This window comes from Pantoea sp. USHLN298, from assembly GCF_037149395.1.
In the GTDB taxonomy this organism is placed as follows: Bacteria; Pseudomonadota; Gammaproteobacteria; order Enterobacterales; family Enterobacteriaceae; genus Pantoea; species Pantoea astica.
Genome location: NZ_JBBCRO010000004.1, coordinates 302,184 through 320,337, shown reverse-complemented (window position 1 = coordinate 320,337; position 18,154 = coordinate 302,184). Strand labels below are relative to the sequence as shown.

The window sequence follows — 18,154 nt, the reverse complement described above, 5'->3', positions numbered from 1 at the left end:
TAAGCCAGGTTCTTTTGTCTGCGGCAGGTGGGCAGGGCAGAACAGTCGCCGGGTTTACTCTGTGATTAAGTCTGCACCTTGCTAAACGCTTACCTTTATTACCATTTATAAATAAAAAACCCTGCGCGAGCGCAGGGTTTGTTCAGGGCAGGGCAATCTGTCAATCAGAGCGCCGCAATCACCGCCTGCTGTTCAATCAGTTTTGCTTTTGATTGTTGCAGTTCGGCCACGCGTTCACGCTCTTTCGCCACGACCGCTTCCGGAGCGCGGGAGACAAAGCCTTCGTTCGCCAGCTTGGTCTCGATCTTCTCGATTTCCACATCCAGCTTAACCAGCTCTTTCGCCAGACGCTCCAGCTCAGCGGTTTTATCCACCAGATCCGCCATCGGGATCAGCAGCTCTGCGCCTTCAACGATCTTGGTCACCGAGACCGGGCCTTTCTCGCCCGCTGGCAGAATGGTCAGGCTTTCCAGACGCGCCAGGCGCGACAGGAAGTTACGGTTCGCTTCCACCCGACGCAGTGCGGCCGGTGAGCAGTCGCGCAGCAGCACGTCCAGCGGTTTGCTCAGCGCAATGTTCATCTCAGCACGAATATTACGCACCGCGACGATCGCCTGTTTCATCCACTCGATATCCGCTTTGGCTTCGGCATCTTCTTTCGCCACATCGTAGTGCGGGAAAGGCTGCAGCATGATGGTGTCGTCGCTGATGTTTTTCAGCCCCTTCACGCGCTGCCAGATGGTTTCGGTGATAAACGGAATAATCGGGTGCGCCAGACGCAGCAAGCCTTCCAGCACGTTTACCAGCGTATGTCGGGTACCACGCAGTTCAGATTCACTGCCGCTGTTCATCACCGGCTTGGTCAGCTCCAGATACCAGTCACAGAACTGGTTCCAGGTGAAGTCATACAGCAGGTTAGCCGCGATATCGAAACGGTAGCTATCCAGCGCCTCACGGTAGGCTTTCACCGTGCTGTTGAACTCGGTCAGAATCCAGCGATCCGCCAGCGACAGCGTCATTTCGCCGCCGTTCTGGCCGCAATCCTGATCTTCGGTGTTCATCAGCACAAAGCGGCTGGCGTTCCACAGCTTGTTACAGAAGTTGCGATAACCTTCCAGGCGCTTCATGTCCCAGTTGATGTCGCGACCGGTTGAGGCGAGGGCGGCGAGAGTGAAACGCAGCGCATCGGTGCCTGACGGCTCAATGCCGTTCGGGAACTGCTTCTCGGTGCGTTTACGGATCTTCTCAGCCAGCTGCGGCTGCATCATGTTACCGGTGCGTTTTTCCAGCAGCGCTTCCAGCGAAATACCGTCAACCATATCCAGCGGGTCAATCACGTTGCCCTTGGATTTTGACATTTTCTGGCCTTCTTCATCACGAATCAGACCGGTCATGTAGACGGTTTTAAACGGCACCTGCGGTTTGCCATCTTCATCTTTGATGAAGTGCATGGTCAGCATGATCATGCGGGCAATCCAGAAGAAGATGATGTCGAAGCCGCTCACCAGCACGCTGGTCGGATGGAAGGTGCGCAGCGCTTCGGTGTTTTCCGGCCAGCCCAGGGTCGAGAAAGTCCACAGGCCTGAGGAGAACCAGGTGTCCAGCACGTCATCATCCTGACGCAGCGCCACATCGGCGGCCAGGTTGTTTTCAGCGCGCACTTCGTCTTCGGTGCGGCCGACGTAGACGTGACCGTTGTTGTCATACCACGCCGGAATGCGGTGACCCCACCACAGCTGACGGGAGATACACCAGTCCTGGATATCACGCATCCAGGAGAAGTACATGTTTTCGTACTGCTTCGGCACAAACTGAATGTCGCCGTTTTCAACCGCTTCCACCGCGACTTTCGCCAGCGGGGCGGTGCGCACGTACCACTGGTCAGTCAGCATCGGCTCAATGACCACGCCGCCACGGTCGCCGTAAGGCACGGTCAGGTCGTGCGGTTTGATCTCTTCGAGCAGGCCGAGCTGATCAACGGCTGCGACAATCGCTTTACGCGCCGCAAAACGCTCCATCTTCTGGAACGCCGCCGGGATCTCATCGGAACAGGCATCGCTGACTTCGCCGTTGGTGTCATACACCTGGGCGCGCTCGCGGATATCACCGTCAAAGGTCAGAATGTTGATCATCGGCAGCTTATGACGACGACCGACTTCGTAGTCGTTAAAGTCATGTGCTGGCGTGATTTTGACGCAGCCGGTGCCTTTTTCCATGTCAGCATGTTCATCGCCGACAATCGGGATCAGACGATTCACCAGCGGCAGCATAACAAATTTGCCAATCAGATCTTTGTAGCGCGGATCTTCCGGGTTCACCGCCACGCCGGTATCACCCAGCAGGGTTTCCGGACGGGTGGTGGCGACCACCAGGTAATCTTTACCGTCAGCGGTTTTCGCGCCGTTGGCCAGCGGATAGCGGATGTGCCACATCGAGCCTTTGCTCTCGCGGTTTTCCACTTCCAGGTCAGAGATGGCGGTGCGCAGTTTAGGGTCCCAGTTGACCAGGCGCTTGCCACGGTAAATCAGGTTCTCTTTGTAGAGGCGGACGAACACCTCTTTCACCGCATTGGACAGCCCTTCATCCATGGTGAAGCGCTCGCGCTCCCAGTCAACGGAGTTGCCGAGACGGCGCATCTGACGGGTGATGGTGCCGCCGGATTCCGCTTTCCACTGCCAGATTTTGTCGATGAACGCATCACGGCCATAATCCTGGCGCGTTTTGCCCTCTTCAGCCGCAATCTTGCGTTCAACCACCATCTGCGTGGCGATGCCCGCATGGTCGGTACCGGCCTGCCACAGGGTATTTTTCCCCTGCATACGCTGGTAACGAATCATGGTATCCATGATGGTTTGCTGGAAAGCGTGACCCATGTGCAAGCTACCGGTGACGTTCGGCGGCGGGATCATGATGCAAAAGCTTTCCTGGCTGGTATCGCCATTCGGTTTGAAGTAGCCCTGCTTTTCCCAATGCTCGTAAAGCGGCTGCTCGATATCTTGCGGGTTATATGTCTTTTCCATTTCTGCTATGTCGTTTGCGGCTGTGGCGGCGTTGCCGTATTCAATTGGAAACCAACGCTGCGGTACGCTTTATAGCGGTCGCGCGCCAGCTGTTTGAGAGATTCTTCGTAAGGAACGAAGTCTATCACTTCATGGAAAGCAGTAGCAAAATCTGCGAACTGTGGCAGCAGGCTAATTAACAGGTCGCGCGGCGAACTGCCGCGACGCTGCGGCCAGGCCAGTTCAACCGGCGCGCCGTAGCGCGGGCCTTCACCGGCAAGGTTATGCGGCACGAAGGCGTTTGCCGGTCGTTGCCACAGTGCTTCGTCGAGACGAATTGCCTGCTGCTCATCTTCACAGGCGATCAACACCCGCTTTCCGGCCCGCCAGCGTGTTTCCGCCAGATTGCACACCAGCGCTTCAATGGCGCTCAGGCCGTCGCTCGGTGCATCGGTTTCCAGCACGTAGAAGGTTGCGTTTTTCATCAGTTTGCTCGTCAGAAGATCAAGGGCGGAATCTCATCCGCCCTTGTAGTCAGCATTGAGGCGATCAATCGTCGCCGTTCAATCCTGCCCGATTCAACAGAAACTGCGACAGCATCGGCACCGGACGACCGGTGGCGCCTTTGGCTTTGCCTGAACGCCATGCGGTACCGGCGATGTCGAGGTGCGCCCAGTTATATTTGCGGGCAAAGCGCGCCAGGAAGCAGGCGGCGGTAATCGCGCCGCCAGGCCGGCCGCCAATGTTAGCCATGTCGGCAAAATTGGACTCCAGCTGCTCCTGATACTCATCCGCCATCGGCAGACGCCAGGCGCGGTCACCCGACTGCTCAGAGGCGCTGATCAGCTCATGCGCCAGCGGATTGTGGTTCGACAGCAGACCGCTGACGTGGTGGCCCAGCGCAATCACGCAGGCACCGGTCAGGGTCGCGACGTCAATCACCACTTCCGGATCGAAACGTTCGACATAGGTCAGCGCATCGCACAGGACCAGACGGCCTTCGGCATCGGTATTCAGCACTTCCACCGTCTGACCAGACATGGTGGTCAGCACGTCGCCCGGACGCATCGCCCGGCCATCCGGCATGTTTTCACAACCGGCCAGCACGCCGACCACGTTGAGCGGCAGGTTAAGCTCGGCCACCATGCGCATCACGCCATAGACCGAGGCCGCGCCGCACATATCATATTTCATTTCGTCCATGCTGTCGGACGGCTTAATCGAGATACCGCCGGAGTCGAAGGTCAGGCCTTTACCGACCAGCACGATAGGGCGTGCGTCGGCATCCGGGTTGCCTTTGTACTCAATCACCGACATCAGCGATTCGTTCTGCGAACCGGCACCGACCGCCAGATAGGCGTTCATCCCCAGCTCTTTCATCTGCTGTTCGCCGATGACGCGGGTGGTGACATTTTTGCTGAAGGCATCCGCCAGCTGGCGAGCCTGCGAGGCAAGATAGGCGGCGTTACAGATGTTTGGCGGCATATTGCCGAGATCTTTCGCCGCTTTCATCCCGGCTGCGACCGCCAGACCGTGCTGGATCGCGCGCTCACCGCTGGTCAGTTCACGGCGGGTCGGTACGTTAAATACCAGCTTGCGCAGCGGACGACGGGGTTCCGCCTTGTTGCTCTTCAGTTGATCGAAGTTATACAGCGCCTCTTTCGAGGTTTCGACCGCCTGACGCACTTTCCAGTAGGTGTTGCGGCCTTTGACGTGCAGCTCGGTCAGGAAGCAGACCGCTTCCATTGAGCCGGTATCGTTCAGCGTATTGATGGTTTTCTGGATGACCTGCTTATACTGACGCTCGTCGAGCTCGCGCTCTTTGCCGCAGCCAATCAGCAGAATCCGCTCAGAGAGGATGTTGGGCACGTGATGCAGCAGCAGTGTCTGGCCTACTTTTCCTTCCAGCTCGCCACGGCGCAGCAGGGCGCTGATATAGCCGTCGCTGATTTTATCCAGCTGTTCGGCAATCGGTGACAGACGGCGCGGTTCGAAAACGCCAACGACAATGCAGGCACTGCGCTGTTTTTCCGGGCTTCCGCTTTTTACACTGAACTCCATGCACTCTCCTGAATCTTAAAGACAACGGCCGCTGCTGCCGCTAGAATGTAGCGCGCTCATGACCCATTTATTCATCGTGGCAGCATGACAATCTGCCGCTGGAGGTCATAATGAATCAGGGTGACAAGATGTTGTTTTTCCACCACCCATGCGCGTTTGTCATACAATTTTAGCTACGATGACGGCCATTGATGAAGAAAAATGGCAAATAAGCGTTGAAACTAGCGATTTTCCTGCAAAAAGACAAGTTTTCACAGGCGTACTAAGCGTGATCATCATTAGATATCTGGTTCGGGAAACGCTCAAAAGCCAGCTGGCTATCCTCTTCATCCTGCTATTAATCTTCTTTTGCCAGAAGTTAGTCAGGATTTTAGGAGCCGCGGTGGATGGCGAAGTGCCGACAAACCTCGTTCTGACTCTGTTAGGACTGGGTGTGCCTGAAATGGCACAACTTATACTGCCCCTGAGTCTGTTTCTGGCGATCCTGATGACGCTGGGACGACTCTACACGGAAAGTGAAATTACCGTGATGCACGCCTGCGGCCTGAGTAAAGCCGTGCTGGTCAAGGCGGCGATGGTCCTGATGCTGTTTACCTCGCTGGTGGCGGCGGTGAATGTCATCTGGCTCGGTCCCTGGTCATCCCGTTATCAGGATGAAGTGACCCAGAACGCCAAAGCCAATCCAGGTACGGCGGCGCTGGCGGCCGGGCAGTTCCAGACCTCCAGCGATGGCAACGCGGTACTGTTCATCGAGGATGTCAAAGGCAACCAGTTCGGCAACGTGTTCCTGGCGCAGTTACGGCCAAAAGGCAACGCGCGGCCGTCGGTGGTGCTGGCTGACAGCGGTCATATGGAACAGCATAAAGACGGTTCGCAGGTGGTGACGCTGGATAAAGGCACCCGCTTTGAGGGCACCGCCTTGCTGCGCGACTTCCGCATCACTGACTTCACCAACTATCAGGCGCGCGTCGGCTACAAAGAGGCGACGCTGGACCCGAATGATGCGGAGCAGTCGAGCTTTACCGGCCTGTTCGGCAACGATTCGCCAACCTTCCGCGCCGAGCTGCACTGGCGGTTGACGCTGGTGTTTTCGGTGCTGGTGATGGCGCTGATGGTGGTGCCGCTCAGCGTGGTCAATCCACGTCAGGGCCGGGTGCTGTCGATGCTGCCTGCGATGCTGCTCTATCTGATCTTCTTCCTGCTGCAAAGCTCGCTGAAGTCGAGCGGGGCGAAAGGGCGGCTCGATCCGGCCGTCTGGATGTGGGTGGTGAATATCGGCTATCTGCTGCTGGCGGTACTGCTTAACCTGTGGGATACGGTGCCGATGCGTCGGGTCCGTGCCCGCTTCACACGCGGAGGATCGGTCTGATGTTTCGCGTACTTGACCGCTATATCGGCAAAACCATCTTTAATACCATCATGCTGACGCTGTTCATGCTGGTGTCGCTCTCCGGCATCATCAAGTTCGTCGATCAGCTGCGTAAAACCGGCCAGGGCAGCTACAGCGCGCTCTCCGCCGGTTATTACACCCTGCTCAGCGTGCCGAAAGACATTGAAATCTTCTTCCCGATGGCGGCGCTGCTCGGCGCACTGCTGGGGCTGGGGACGCTGGCGCAGCGCAGTGAGCTGGTGGTGATGCAGGCCGCCGGTTTCACCCGTATGCAGGTGGCGCTGTCGGTGATGAAAACCGCGATTCCGCTGGTGCTGCTGACCATGGCGATTGGCGAATTTGTCGCGCCTTCGGGCGAGCAGATGGCGCGTAACTACCGGGCGCAGCAGCTGTATGGCGGCGCGCTGGTGTCGACGCAAAATGGCCTGTGGGCGAAAGATGGCAACAACTTCATCTTCATTGAGCGTATCAAAGGCGACAATGAAATTGATGGTGTCAGCATCTACAGCTTCAACGATCAGCGTCGGCTGCAGAGCGTACGCTTCGCTGCGACCGCTATCTGGGATGCGGCGAAAAAGCGCTGGATTCTGTCGCAGGTGGATGAGTCAAACCTGACCGATCCTAACCAGATTACCGGCTCGCAAAGCCTCAGTGGTGAATGGAAAACCAACCTGACGCCGGACAAACTCGGCGTGGTGGCACTCGATCCGGACGCGCTGTCGATTCGCGGCCTGTATAACTACAGCAAATATCTCAAGCAGAGCGGCCAGGAGTCCGGGCGTTATCTGCTGAATATGTGGGGCAAGATCTTTCAGCCGCTGTCGGTGGCGGTGATGATGCTGATGGCGCTGTCGTTTATCTTTGGCCCGCTGCGCAGCGTGTCGATGGGGGTGCGGGTAGTCACCGGCATCAGCTTCGGCTTCCTGTTCTACGTGCTGGACCAGATTTTCGGCCCGCTCAGCCTGGTTTACGGCTTGCCGCCGATTCTGGGGGCGATATTGCCGAGCTTCGCGTTCTTCGCCATCAGCTTGTTTATGCTGATCAAGCGGCGCTAAGCGAGCACCGCAACTGAAAAAGGCCGCGCAAGCGGCCTTTTTTGTTTTTAACCTGCCGGCTCAGGGAGCATACGCCTTTCGCAAAGAGGCAAAAGCGCATCCGTGGCCGGTGATGATTGGCTGCAGGCGCAGGCTTCCATCGCTTTACGAATGAGCTCTCCGGAAACCGCTGTTTCAGCGGCGGAAAGCGGCTTCAGGCCACGCTATTTATCCAGCCTGTTATCCAGCCAGACAATGCGGGCAGAGCGGCTGGCAACTGCGACAGCAGATAGAGAATCAGACCAATGGTACCGCCCACCAGCGTGCCGTTGATGCGAATAAACTGCAGGTCTTTGCCGATATTCAGCTCGATCTGCTGTGACATCTCGCGCGCATCCCAGCTCTTCACGGTGTCGCTGATATGGCGCGTCAGGAAGCCGGCAAACTCCGGCGCTACGCTGCGCGCCGCCTGTTCGAGGTGCTGGTTCATCGAGTCACGCAGCGCCGGATCGGCAGCCAGGGTTTCGCCCAGCCACAGCGCCGCGCCGCGCACTTTCTCCTGCACCCGCGAATCGTCGCTGCTGAGGTCCGCTTTCAGCCAGTTACGCATATCGTTCCACAGCTCGCCGATGTAGCGATTAAGCGTGGCATCCTCTTTCAGCCAGCTCTTGATCACCTCGGCGCGCTCCGCCATCTCCGGGTCGGTTTGCAGTTTAACGATCAGGCGCTCCACCGCCCGGTTAAAGCCGAGACGCAGCTCGTGCCCCTGATCCAGCGCCACATCATCCAGCAGCGAATCGACCGCGTTCGCCACCAGTTCAGCGCTGTGCTCGCCCAGCCACTCGGTTGGCAACATTTTGGCTTTGATCGGATGCTCACGCTTCAGCCAGCGCACCAGTTGCTGCGCAATGAACTCGCGGGTTGAGGGCTTATGCAGCAGCGCCAGCAGCTGCTCGATCGCCGCGTCCAGCAGCGCCTGATGACGATTATTTTTGGTCAGGCTCTCCAGAATCAGCGCGCTGGTCTGCGTCAGATCGACCTTATCGATGGCGCGATGCACCGCGCGGCGCATGAAGTTCTGAATACGCGTGTCGTCGGTCAGATCGAGGAAGCCGCGCATCACCTGCAGCAGATGCCGCCCGATGCGATCGGCATTGCCGGGCGCATTCAGCCACTGCGCCAGCAGGTGCGACGGATCGTGACGGCGTATCAGGCTCAGCAGAGAATCGGTATCGAGAAACTTCTCCTGCACGAAGCGGCCAAGATTCTCACCGATACGGTCTTTGTTGCGCGGAATAATCGCGGTATGACGCGAGATAAAAGGCACCGGCACCCGGCGAAACAGCGCCACTACCGCAAACCAGTCAGCCAGCGCGCCGACCATCGCCGCTTCCGCTATCGCTTTCACGCCGCTGACCCAGAAGCCGGGCGGCAGAAACAGGGTGATGATGAAGGTGGCGGCGGCCAGTAACAGCAGCAGCAGCGCCAGACGTTTGGTCCGTTTCAGTTCGTGTTGTTTATCCATATCCCGATCTTAGCAGAGCGCGTTGTTCAGCGGCGGCGGCCACCCAGCAGGCTGCCGAGCACGCCGCGGATGATCTGGTTAGTTATCTGGCGGGTGGCGCTTTTCGCCATGGTCTGCACTACGCCATCGTGCTTACCGCCGCGTGGCCCGGTATGGCCAAACAGAATCTCTTTCAGTCCGCCGAGAATGCCCTCATCAACGGCCACGCTGTTGCCTTTGGCGGGCGGCGCATTGGTCTGTTCGCCGCTGGCCTGAAAGCCCTGCTGCAGCCGTTCAAAGGCTGATTCGCGATCGACCTCGCTGTCATATTTGCCATACAGCGGCGAGTGGTTGATCAGCCCGTTACGTTCATCGGCCGTTACCGGTCCCATGCGTGATCCGGGCGCAATCACCATCGCCCGCTGGACCACCGACGGGCTGCCTTTGGCATCGAGAAAAGAGATCAGCGCTTCGCCGGTGCCCAGCGCCTGAATCGCCTCCACGCTGCTGAAGGCCGGGTTAGCGCGCAGACTTTCGGCGGCCGTTTTGACCGCTTTCTGATCCTTTGGCGTAAAGGCGCGCAGGGCGTGCTGTACCCGATTGCCGAGCTGTCCCAGCACCCGATCCGGAATGTCTGCCGGGTTCTGGGTGACGAACCAGACGCCAACGCCTTTGGAGCGAATCAGCCGCATCACCTGTTCGATCTTTTCCAGCAGCACCAGCGGCGCGTCGTTAAACAGCAGATGCGCCTCATCGAAGAAGAATACCAGCTTCGGCTTATCGGGATCGCCCGCTTCCGGCAGGTGTTCATACAGCTCAGAGAGCAGCCACAGCAGGCTGGTGGCGTAGAGTTTCGGCAGCTGATAGAGCTTCTCCGCCGAGAGAATATTGATAAAGCCTTTGCCCTGATCGTCGACCCGCATCCAGTCGGCGATATCCAGCATCGGTTCACCGAAGAAATGCTCGGCACCCTGCTGCTCCAGCGTCAGCAAGCCGCGCTGAATCGCCCCGACCGAGGCGCTGTTAATGTTGCCGTAGTGGGTCTGAAAATTTTTGGCGTTGTCGCCGATGTACTGCGTCATGGCGCGCAGATCTTTGAAATCGAGCAGCAGTAAGCCCTGATCGTCGGCGATGCGGAAAATGATCTGCAGTACGCCGCTCTGGACTTCATTAAGGTTCAGCAAGCGCGCCAGCAGCAGCGGACCGAGATCGGAGACGGTCGCCCGCACCGGATGGCCTTTTTCACCAAAGATATCCCACAGCATCACCGGATTGCCTTGCGGCTGCCAGTCGGTGACGCCAATGCTGGCCAGCCGCTGCTGGAGTTTTTCGCTGCTCTGGCCCGCCATCGCCACACCGGTCAGATCGCCTTTCACATCGGCCATAAACACCGGTACGCCAATCGACGAGAACGATTCGGCCAGCTTTTGCAGGGTGACGGTTTTACCGGTGCCGGTCGCGCCGGTAATCAATCCGTGGCGATTGGCCATTTGCGGTAACAGTGCAAGCTGAACGTCGGTGGTGCGGGCAATCAGTAGCGGGGAAGTCATGATTTTCCACTCTCAGGCAAGGGGTTATGCCTGAAGAATAGCAAGCGGGGCGGGGTAAAGCGGAGAACTTTTCACCAAAAAGCAGGCCGTTGCTCCGCAGAGCAACGGGCCAGGTTACTTCTGCACGTCTTCGAAATTGAGCAGGCTGACGCCGATCCCCTGCTGCACGTTGCGGATATTGCTACGCACCGCCACCTGAGTTGCGCCCTGCAGCATCACGACAAAGGGTGATGACTGCTGCACCTGGGTCTGTAATTGCTGGTAACGGCTGCGACGTTTAACCGCATCGCTCTCACCGGCTGCGGCACGGGTGGCGGCGCTGAGTTCAGGGATGCTCCAGCCGACCCGCCACGCCAGCGTTTTGCCGCCGCCCGGCACGTTATAGGCAAAGGCGCTGGCGTTGGTGTTGGGATCGACGTAGTCCGCGCCCCAGTAGGAGAAGATCGCCTGGAAATCGCGGCTGCGCATTTTGCTCCACAGCTCCGATTCCGCCACCGGCTGAATATCCAGATTCACCTCCGCTTTGGCGAAGCTGGCCTGCAGCGCCTGCGCCACATCGATGTAAGGAGGCTGATTGACCACCGTCAGGGCAATGTGGGTGCCAGGCTTGATGCCAGCCTGTTGCAGAATCGACTGCGCCTTTTTCAGATCGTAATGGAACGGCGTGCTGTTCAGCGCGCCATCAAAACCGTCCGGCAGGAAACTCTGATGAATGCGGTATTGCCCCTTTAACAGCTGATTCGCCAGGCTGTCATAATCGACCAGCCAGCGCGCCGCCTGCCACAATGCCGGGTTAGCCAGCGCCGGTTGCTGCGGGCTTTGGGTGTTAAAGCCGAGGTAGTAGATCAGGCTGGAAGGGAAGGCATCGACCCGGACATCTTTCGTGCCTTTCACGGCGGCGATCTGATCCGGCCCGAGCTGATAGGCAACATCCACATCACCCTGCTGGATCAGCAGACGACGGGTGCCTGGCTCGGCGACCCCTTTCAGCAGCACCCGTTTCAGGTGCGACGGCTGCGTGCTGTTGGGATTGGCTTCCAGCACCAGCGCCTGCAGCGGCACAAACTGTTTGATGGCATAGGCGGCACTGCCGGCGGAATGCGTTTTCAGCCAGCCATTGCCGTAGTCGTTGTTTGCGGCATGCTGTTGCGCCAGCTTGCTGTCGACCAGCGAGGCGACGGGCGCGGTGAGCAGTCGCAGTGCCAGATCGCTGCCGATTTGTGCCGGCCAGCGCAGCTCAAGCTGGTGGTCGTTAATCACCGTAAACTGCTGGTCGATGTTGTCGGGCGTCCAGCCAAATTCACCCAGGATGAACGAGGGTGCCTTATTGAGTTTCACCGCGCGGGTTAACGAAAACACTACATCCTGGGATGTCAGCGGATTGCCGCTGGCGAAACGGGCCTGCGGATTGAGATCAAATACCAGGCTGTGTGGAGTTTTTCCCGGCTGCCAGCGGCTGGCCGCCAGTGGCGATAACTGCTGCGGGTCCTGATGATTCGGCTCCAGCAGTGTTTGATAAATGTTACGCAGGCTGCTGCTACTGATGGTTTCGAAACTTTCCGCCGGATCAAAACTGATGATGCCATCGAGTGGCACCGCAATCACCAGCGTATCGGCGGGCGTGGCGGCGAACACCGGGTGAGCCAGCGCCACGGCGGTAAGCAGTGAAAGAAGCGTTTTACGCATAAAGAGTTATCCTGAGTAGTTGATTAACCTACTCTATCTGGCGTGGAGAAAACTCAAAATGCCGGTTTGTTCTGAGCTTTGCACAATTATTACCAGCGTGATTCAGGCAAATGAACAAATAAAGATAGTGACCGACCGTAATTATTCTGACGGAATTTTGCGCATTATTTAAATAACGCCGGTTCCGCGCCACCGATCACATTTTGCGCGCTATCTGATTGTCTGACACTCAAAGTAAATATAATGTTGCCAATAAGAATAATTCTCTTGTATGGAAGTATGATATTTTTTTATCGGTTATTCTGCGTGATGATGACTGACCGAAAATAATAGTGTGCCGATACGCGGTAAAAACCGCCCTTTACCCGACGATTGTGCGGTTTTAGAATAAATTTCCTCGCTCTAAAACTTTTACCAGCCTGTAACCTCAACGCAACACCATGATAAATTTTCACTAAAACACATCTTAAATTCAATTTTTACATTCAGACACATCTATATCCCTAAGATTGCCAGGTTATTAACCGATATGTTCCGTTATTCACATAAAAATTATTATACCCACCCTGTAGGTTCTGCAGACGTCTGTGCTGTGCGCGTTGATTCTCTGAAGTGACTGGCCATCTGCCAGCCGCTCGCGCTGCCAGCCTGACGATTGCGTAGCCTGTCAGTCGGGTATTTAGCAGATGAGAGTCGTGCGGATATGCTGTTACAAAAACCCACCACCAGGCGTAAATTTTTGCTGGGCTCATTACTGGCGTTGCCATTAAGTGAGCTGGTCTTTAAAGGCATCACTGCCGCCCAGGCTGCAGAGATGGCCGCCCCGGAATTAGCTGACTATAAACCCATCTTTTTCTCTGCCGATGAATGGCAGTTTATCCTTGCGGCCACCGATCGTTTGATTCCGGCGGGCGGCAAAGGTAAAGCGCCAGGCGCGCTGGAAACCAACGTGCCGATCTTTATCGATCAGCAGCTGCACAGCGAAGAGTTTGGCAGCGAAATCTACCTGCAGGGCCCGTTCAATATTCAGGCGCCCGCCACCATGGGCTACCAGATCCCGTTCCGTCCACAACAGATGTATCAGACCGCTATCCGGCTGATTAATCAGTGGTCGCAGAACACTCACCAGAAAGCGTTTCATGCGCTGACGCTGGAAGAGAAAGATGCGGTGCTGACCCAGGTCAATAAAAACGACATCGACTTTGCGGCGCTGGGCGAACCCAACCTCAAGGCGTCTCAGTTCTTCAGCCAGCTGCTTTCAGATACCAAGCACGGTTACCTCGCGGACCCGATGTACGGCGGCAATAAAGGCATGAAAGCCTGGATCGCCATCGGCTTCCCGGGCGCGCGTGCCAGCTTCACCGAATGGGTGAAACAGCACAACGTTCCGTATCCGCTGGGTCCGGTCAGTGTTAAAGGCGAGCGCGCGTAAGACGCATTCCGAATCAGGGTTTTGAAACAGGATTATCATGGCACAGGTTACTAAAAAAGAAGTCGACGTCGTTGTCTGCGGCCTCGGCTGGGCCGGCTCGCTGATGAGCATCGAACTGGCACTGGCAGGACTTGAAGTGCGCGCGCTGGAGCGCGGCGGCGATCGTGATTACGACGAGTTCGCCTACCCTAAACCGGCGGATGAATACGCCTACGCGGTGCGCAACAAAGTGTTCGCCACCCCGGCAGAAGTGGCGGTTACCGTTCGCTACAACAGCAGCCAGACGGCGCTGCCAACCCGTAAATGGGGCGCGTTTGCACCCGGCACCGGCGTCGGCGGTTCTGGTCTGCACTGGACGGCGGTACTGATCCGTCCAACGCCTACCGATATCAAACTCAAGACTTATGTCGATGAGGCGTACAAGCCAGGCATTCTGCAGGATGATATGCGGGTGATGGATTTCCCGTTCAGCTGGGAAGAGATCGAGCCTTACTACTACAAATTCGAACTGATTTGCGGCCAGTCGGGTAACACCGGCAACCTGCGCGGCCAGATTCTTGAAGGCGGCGATCCGTTTGAAGGACCGCGTTCGGAGCCTTATCCGCTGCCGGCGCTGGATGACACGCTGAACAACGTGATGTTCAAGGAAGTGGCGAAAAAGCTCGGTTACCATCCGTTCCCGAACCCGTCCGCCTGTGTGTCACGCGCGTGGAAAAACCCGTATGGCAACCAGATCGCGCCGTGCAACTACTGCGGCTACTGCAGTAAATATCCGTGCCTCAACTACTCCAAAGCCTCGCCACAAACCGCGGTCATGGATTCGCTGAAGCGGATGCCGAACTTCTCTTACGAAGTGAACGCGGAAGTGATCAAAGTGGTGCTGAACGATGATAAGAAAACCGCGAAAGGGGTGATCTACATCGATGCACAGGGCAACGAGTGCTTCCAGCCCGCCAAAATTGTGGTGCTGAGCAGCTTCCAGCTCTACAACGTGCGTCTGATGCTGCTCTCCGGCATCGGCAAGCCGTATAACCCGATCACCGAAGAGGGTGTGGTAGGACGTAACTACGCCTTCCTGTCGAACGGCGGCGCAACCCTGTTCTTCAAAGATAAAAACTTCAACCCGTACGCCACCGCGGGCGCCACCGGCCAGATGTTTAACGATATCTCGCCAGGCAACTTCGACGGCCCATCGCTCGGCTTCCTCGGCGGCGCGAAGATCCACAGCTCCCAGGCGACCGGTACGCCAATCAGCACCGCGCTGCCAAAAGGCACGCCAACCTGGGGTCTGGGTTACAAAGAGGGACTGGAAGAGTGGTACGGTCATTCAATGAAGATCAGCATCACCACCACCTGCCAGTCTTACCGCGATATCTATCTGGATCTCGATCCGAACTACAACGATCATCGTGGCCTGCCGCTGCTGCGCATGACCTTTAACTGGAAAGAGAATGAGCTCAAGCTGCAGCAGCACCTGAAAGGCATCGTCGGTAACATCGCTAAAGAGCTGAACCCGGACAGCATGAGCATGAGCTTCCTGCCGATGGGCGCGGACTTTGACCTGACCAAGTATGTCTCTACCCACAACGTGGGCGGCGCGGTGATGGGCGATAACCCGAAAACCTCGGCGCTGAACAAGTATCTGCAGAGCTGGGACGTGCATAACGTCTTTGTGCCGGGCGGCAACGCCTTCCCGCAGAACTTCCAGGCGAACCCGACCGACACCATCGGCGCTATTACGCTGATGGCGGCACAGGCGATCAAAGATCAGTATCTGAAAAATCCCGGCCCACTGGTACAGGCATAAGCGCATGAATAAGCTGAAACTGACATCCTTTTTATTCGCCAACGCAGTGCTGTTGGCCAGCGGTTTTGCCCTGCCAGCGCACGCTGAAGATGAGGCGCAACTGATCAAGCAGGGTGAATATCTCTCCCGGCTGGGCGATTGCATGGCGTGCCACTCATTACCAGGCAAACCGGACTATTCGGGCGGGCTGGCGATTGAGTCGAATCTCGGCACTATCTTCTCCACTAACATCACGCCGGATAAAACCCACGGCATCGGCAACTACAGCGAACAGCAGTTCTCTGATGCGGTGCGTAAAGGGGTATTACCGGACGGATCGCGGCTCTATCCGGCAATGCCATACCCGGATTACGCCAAAATCAGCGATGCCGATATGCACGCGCTGTACGTCTACTTTATGAAAGGCGTACAGCCGAGCGCGGAACAGCCGCCGGAAACCAAACTGAGCTTCCCGTTCAGCCAGCGCTGGGGCATGCGCTTCTGGAACTGGGCGTTCACCTCGGACAAACCGTTCCAGCCGATTGGCGGCGCCTCTGCCGAGATCAATCGTGGTGCTTACATCGTCGAAAGCCTGGGCCACTGCGGCAGCTGCCATACGCCGCGCGGTCTGGGCATGAACGAGAAAGCGCTGGATAGCGGTGATGACAAATTCCTGGCGGGCGGTAGCCTGAATAACTGGGATGTGCCGTCACTGCGCGGACTGCCGCGCTGGAGCGAGCAGGAAATCGTGGATTACCTGCAGACCGGCCGCAACGATAAAGCGGCGGTGGGCGGCGAGATGACCTCGGTGATTGAGCACAGCAGTTCGCACATGACCGACGCTGACCTGAAAGCGATTGCCGCCTACCTGAAATTCCTCGGCGGTAACCCGCCGTTGCAGGCTTATAACGTCCAGGCGCAGCAGGCGACCGAAGCGAAGCTGACCGCGGCGAAGAACCTGAGCGAAGGCGAGCGGCTCTATCTGGATAACTGTGGCGCCTGCCACTTTGTTACCGGCAAAGGCGCACCGGGGATCTTCCCGGAGCTGGATCAGGCGACGATCGTGAATGCCAAAGATCCAACCGGATTAATCCACACCATCCTGGCCGGTGCGCAGCAGCCATCGACAGAGAAAGCGCCGTCGAAACTGGCGATGCCAGGCTTTGGTCAGCGTCTGAGTGATGAAGAGGTGGCGAAGCTGGCGACCTTTATCCGTCAGGGCTGGAGCAACAAGGCACCGGAAGTGAGTAAAGATCAGGTTGCTGAAGTGCGGAAAACGCTGAAGTAACAGATGAAAAGGGTGCCCGGTCACGGGCACCCTTTATTAATAGTCAGTGTATTGATGATTAGTGGAAAGTGCGCACCACTTCCAGCACGCCGTTGATCACGAACTGCACGCCCATACAGACCAGTAAAAATCCCATCAGGCGCGAAATCGCCTCAATGCCGCTTTTACCCACGATTCTCATGATCGCCCCCGAACTGCGCAGCGAAATCCATAAAATCAGGCTCACCAGCAGAAAGGTCAGCACCGGCGCGGTATTCACCACCCAGACCGGAAAATCGATGCCGCTTCTTACCGTCGAGGCGGAAGAGATGATCATCGCAATGGTGCCCGGCCCGGCTGTGCTTGGCATCGCCAGTGGCACAAAGGCGATATTCACCGACTCTTTGGTTTCCTCCAGCTCATCCAGTTTCTGCTTTGCTTCGACAGAATGGCCGGCAGGCTTAGCCGGAAACAGCATCCGAAAACCGATAAACGCCACGATTAACCCGCCGGCAATGCGCAGGCCAGGGATCGAGATGCCGAAGGTATCCAGCACCGCATTACCGGCATACCACGCCACCAGCATGATGGCGAAAACGTAGATGGAAGCCTGTCTGGCCTGGCGGTTGCGCTCCTCAAAGTTCATGTCACCCGCGAGGCCAAGAAACAGCGCCACGGTAGTGAGCGGATTGGCGAGCGGCAACAGCACCACCAGCCCCAGACTGACCGCTTTGATTAACTCCAGCATGTTAAAATCATCCGTGAGTGATTAGTGTTTCGGACGTTCCAGCGCTTCGATTAATTCCGGGAAGAAGTCCTGCAGAATTTCGGGCGTCATCAGTTCCGGATACTGCATCAGATGCTCACGGATACGTTCGTTGATGTCCGGCAGCAGACGCTGGGCGGCGGCGCTGGCGGTGATTTTGTGTTTCTTCATCGCGCGCAGCAGGTCGGCAGGCAGCGAATCTTCATCATCCGCATCATCGATCATCTCCAGCGCATCCAGCTCGTCAAACATCTCCATCAGCGCTTCGGTTTGCGGCGTGCGTGATTCATATTCACGCGGATGTTCATCTTCCAGGAAGCGCAGCATGGCGCGCATCGGGGTGCCGTCTGGCGTGGCCGGTGGCTCGGAGGCGAACCAGCTCAGTAGCTGGTGCATGGTGATCTGGTGGACGCGGAAGCCGCTGTCGACCAGTTCGTCAGCCAGCAGCTCGGCGGTTTCGTTTTCAATCAGACAGATGTGAGTTCGGTTTGGCTCATACTGATCCAGCCACTGATAGATCTCTTCAATCACGCCATCGTCGTACTCGAATTTTTTGGTGAAGTAGCTGTCGTCCTGGTCGTGAACGCAGGCCTGAATCCGATCGGGGTCGAAGTAAAGTGCGATGTTGATGCCTTTCATGCGTGCTGTCCTGTAGAAATCAAAACAACACTATAGCGCT

At 57.2% G+C, this 18,154-nt stretch carries 13 protein-coding genes; 5 read left to right on the top strand and 8 right to left on the bottom strand.

What is annotated here, in order from left to right; all coding sequences use genetic code 11:
* Window positions 1-164: 164 nt before the first annotated feature.
* The 3 genes from WFK59_RS12425 to pepA form a co-directional block, all read right to left on the bottom strand.
* Window positions 165-3,020 (bottom strand): valine--tRNA ligase, encoded by a 2,856-nt coding sequence (locus tag WFK59_RS12425; protein WP_336755916.1) that lies wholly within the window; start codon window positions 3,018-3,020, stop codon window positions 165-167.
* A gap of 5 nt (window positions 3,021-3,025) precedes the next feature.
* Window positions 3,026-3,484, bottom strand: a complete 459-nt coding sequence (locus WFK59_RS12420) for a DNA polymerase III subunit chi (protein WP_031375818.1) — start codon at window positions 3,482-3,484, stop codon at window positions 3,026-3,028.
* A gap of 64 nt (window positions 3,485-3,548) precedes the next feature.
* Complete coding sequence (pepA, locus tag WFK59_RS12415; RefSeq protein ID WP_031375817.1) at window positions 3,549-5,060, bottom strand: leucyl aminopeptidase; 1,512 nt, start codon at window positions 5,058-5,060, stop codon at window positions 3,549-3,551.
* Between the two features lie 268 nt (window positions 5,061-5,328).
* Between pepA and lptF the strand changes: the two genes are divergently transcribed.
* Window positions 5,329-6,429, top strand: coding sequence for an LPS export ABC transporter permease LptF (lptF, locus tag WFK59_RS12410; protein WP_336755915.1), 1,101 nt, complete (start codon window positions 5,329-5,331; stop codon window positions 6,427-6,429).
* Window positions 6,429-7,505 (top strand): LPS export ABC transporter permease LptG, encoded by a 1,077-nt coding sequence (lptG, locus tag WFK59_RS12405; RefSeq protein ID WP_336755914.1) that lies wholly within the window; start codon window positions 6,429-6,431, stop codon window positions 7,503-7,505. Before lptF ends, lptG begins: the two co-directional genes overlap by 1 nt.
* A 193-nt stretch (window positions 7,506-7,698) precedes the next feature.
* On the opposite strand, the gene WFK59_RS12400 is transcribed toward lptG, so the two are convergent.
* The 3 genes from WFK59_RS12400 to WFK59_RS12390 all read right to left on the bottom strand — a co-directional run bounded on the left by WFK59_RS12400 (window position 7,699) and on the right by WFK59_RS12390 (window position 12,224).
* A complete protein-coding gene (locus WFK59_RS12400) occupies window positions 7,699-9,009 on the bottom strand; it encodes a DUF445 domain-containing protein (RefSeq protein WP_233985421.1) in 1,311 nt (436 codons plus the stop codon).
* Between the two features lie 26 nt (window positions 9,010-9,035).
* Window positions 9,036-10,538 (bottom strand): helicase HerA-like C-terminal domain-containing protein, encoded by a 1,503-nt coding sequence (locus tag WFK59_RS12395; protein ID WP_336755913.1) that lies wholly within the window; start codon window positions 10,536-10,538, stop codon window positions 9,036-9,038.
* Window positions 10,539-10,652: 114 nt separating this feature from the next.
* A complete protein-coding gene (locus WFK59_RS12390; protein ID WP_336755912.1) occupies window positions 10,653-12,224 on the bottom strand; it encodes an ABC transporter substrate-binding protein in 1,572 nt (523 codons plus the stop codon).
* A gap of 703 nt (window positions 12,225-12,927) precedes the next feature.
* On the opposite strand from WFK59_RS12390, the gene WFK59_RS12385 reads away from it, so the two are divergent.
* The 3 genes from WFK59_RS12385 to WFK59_RS12375 are packed head-to-tail and all read left to right on the top strand — an operon-like array spanning window position 12,928 to window position 16,730.
* Window positions 12,928-13,656, top strand: coding sequence for a gluconate 2-dehydrogenase subunit 3 family protein (locus WFK59_RS12385; RefSeq protein ID WP_233985418.1), 729 nt, complete (start codon window positions 12,928-12,930; stop codon window positions 13,654-13,656).
* Between the two features lie 37 nt (window positions 13,657-13,693).
* On the top strand, window positions 13,694-15,463 hold the full coding sequence (locus WFK59_RS12380) for a GMC family oxidoreductase (RefSeq protein WP_233985417.1): 1,770 nt from the start codon (window positions 13,694-13,696) through the stop codon (window positions 15,461-15,463).
* A gap of 4 nt (window positions 15,464-15,467) precedes the next feature.
* Window positions 15,468-16,730, top strand: a complete 1,263-nt coding sequence (locus tag WFK59_RS12375; protein ID WP_336755911.1) for a c-type cytochrome — start codon at window positions 15,468-15,470, stop codon at window positions 16,728-16,730.
* 58 nt (window positions 16,731-16,788) lie between these two features.
* Here WFK59_RS12375 and WFK59_RS12370 read toward each other — a convergent pair whose 3' ends face one another.
* Entirely contained in the window at window positions 16,789-17,457 is a 669-nt protein-coding gene (locus WFK59_RS12370) for a MarC family NAAT transporter (RefSeq protein WP_233985415.1), read from the bottom strand.
* Between the two features lie 21 nt (window positions 17,458-17,478).
* Window positions 17,479-18,114 carry a hypothetical protein gene (locus WFK59_RS12365; protein WP_233985414.1) on the bottom strand — a complete coding sequence of 212 codons (636 nt, stop codon included), beginning with the start codon at window positions 18,112-18,114 and terminating at the stop codon, window positions 17,479-17,481.
* Window positions 18,115-18,154: the final 40 nt, after the last annotated feature.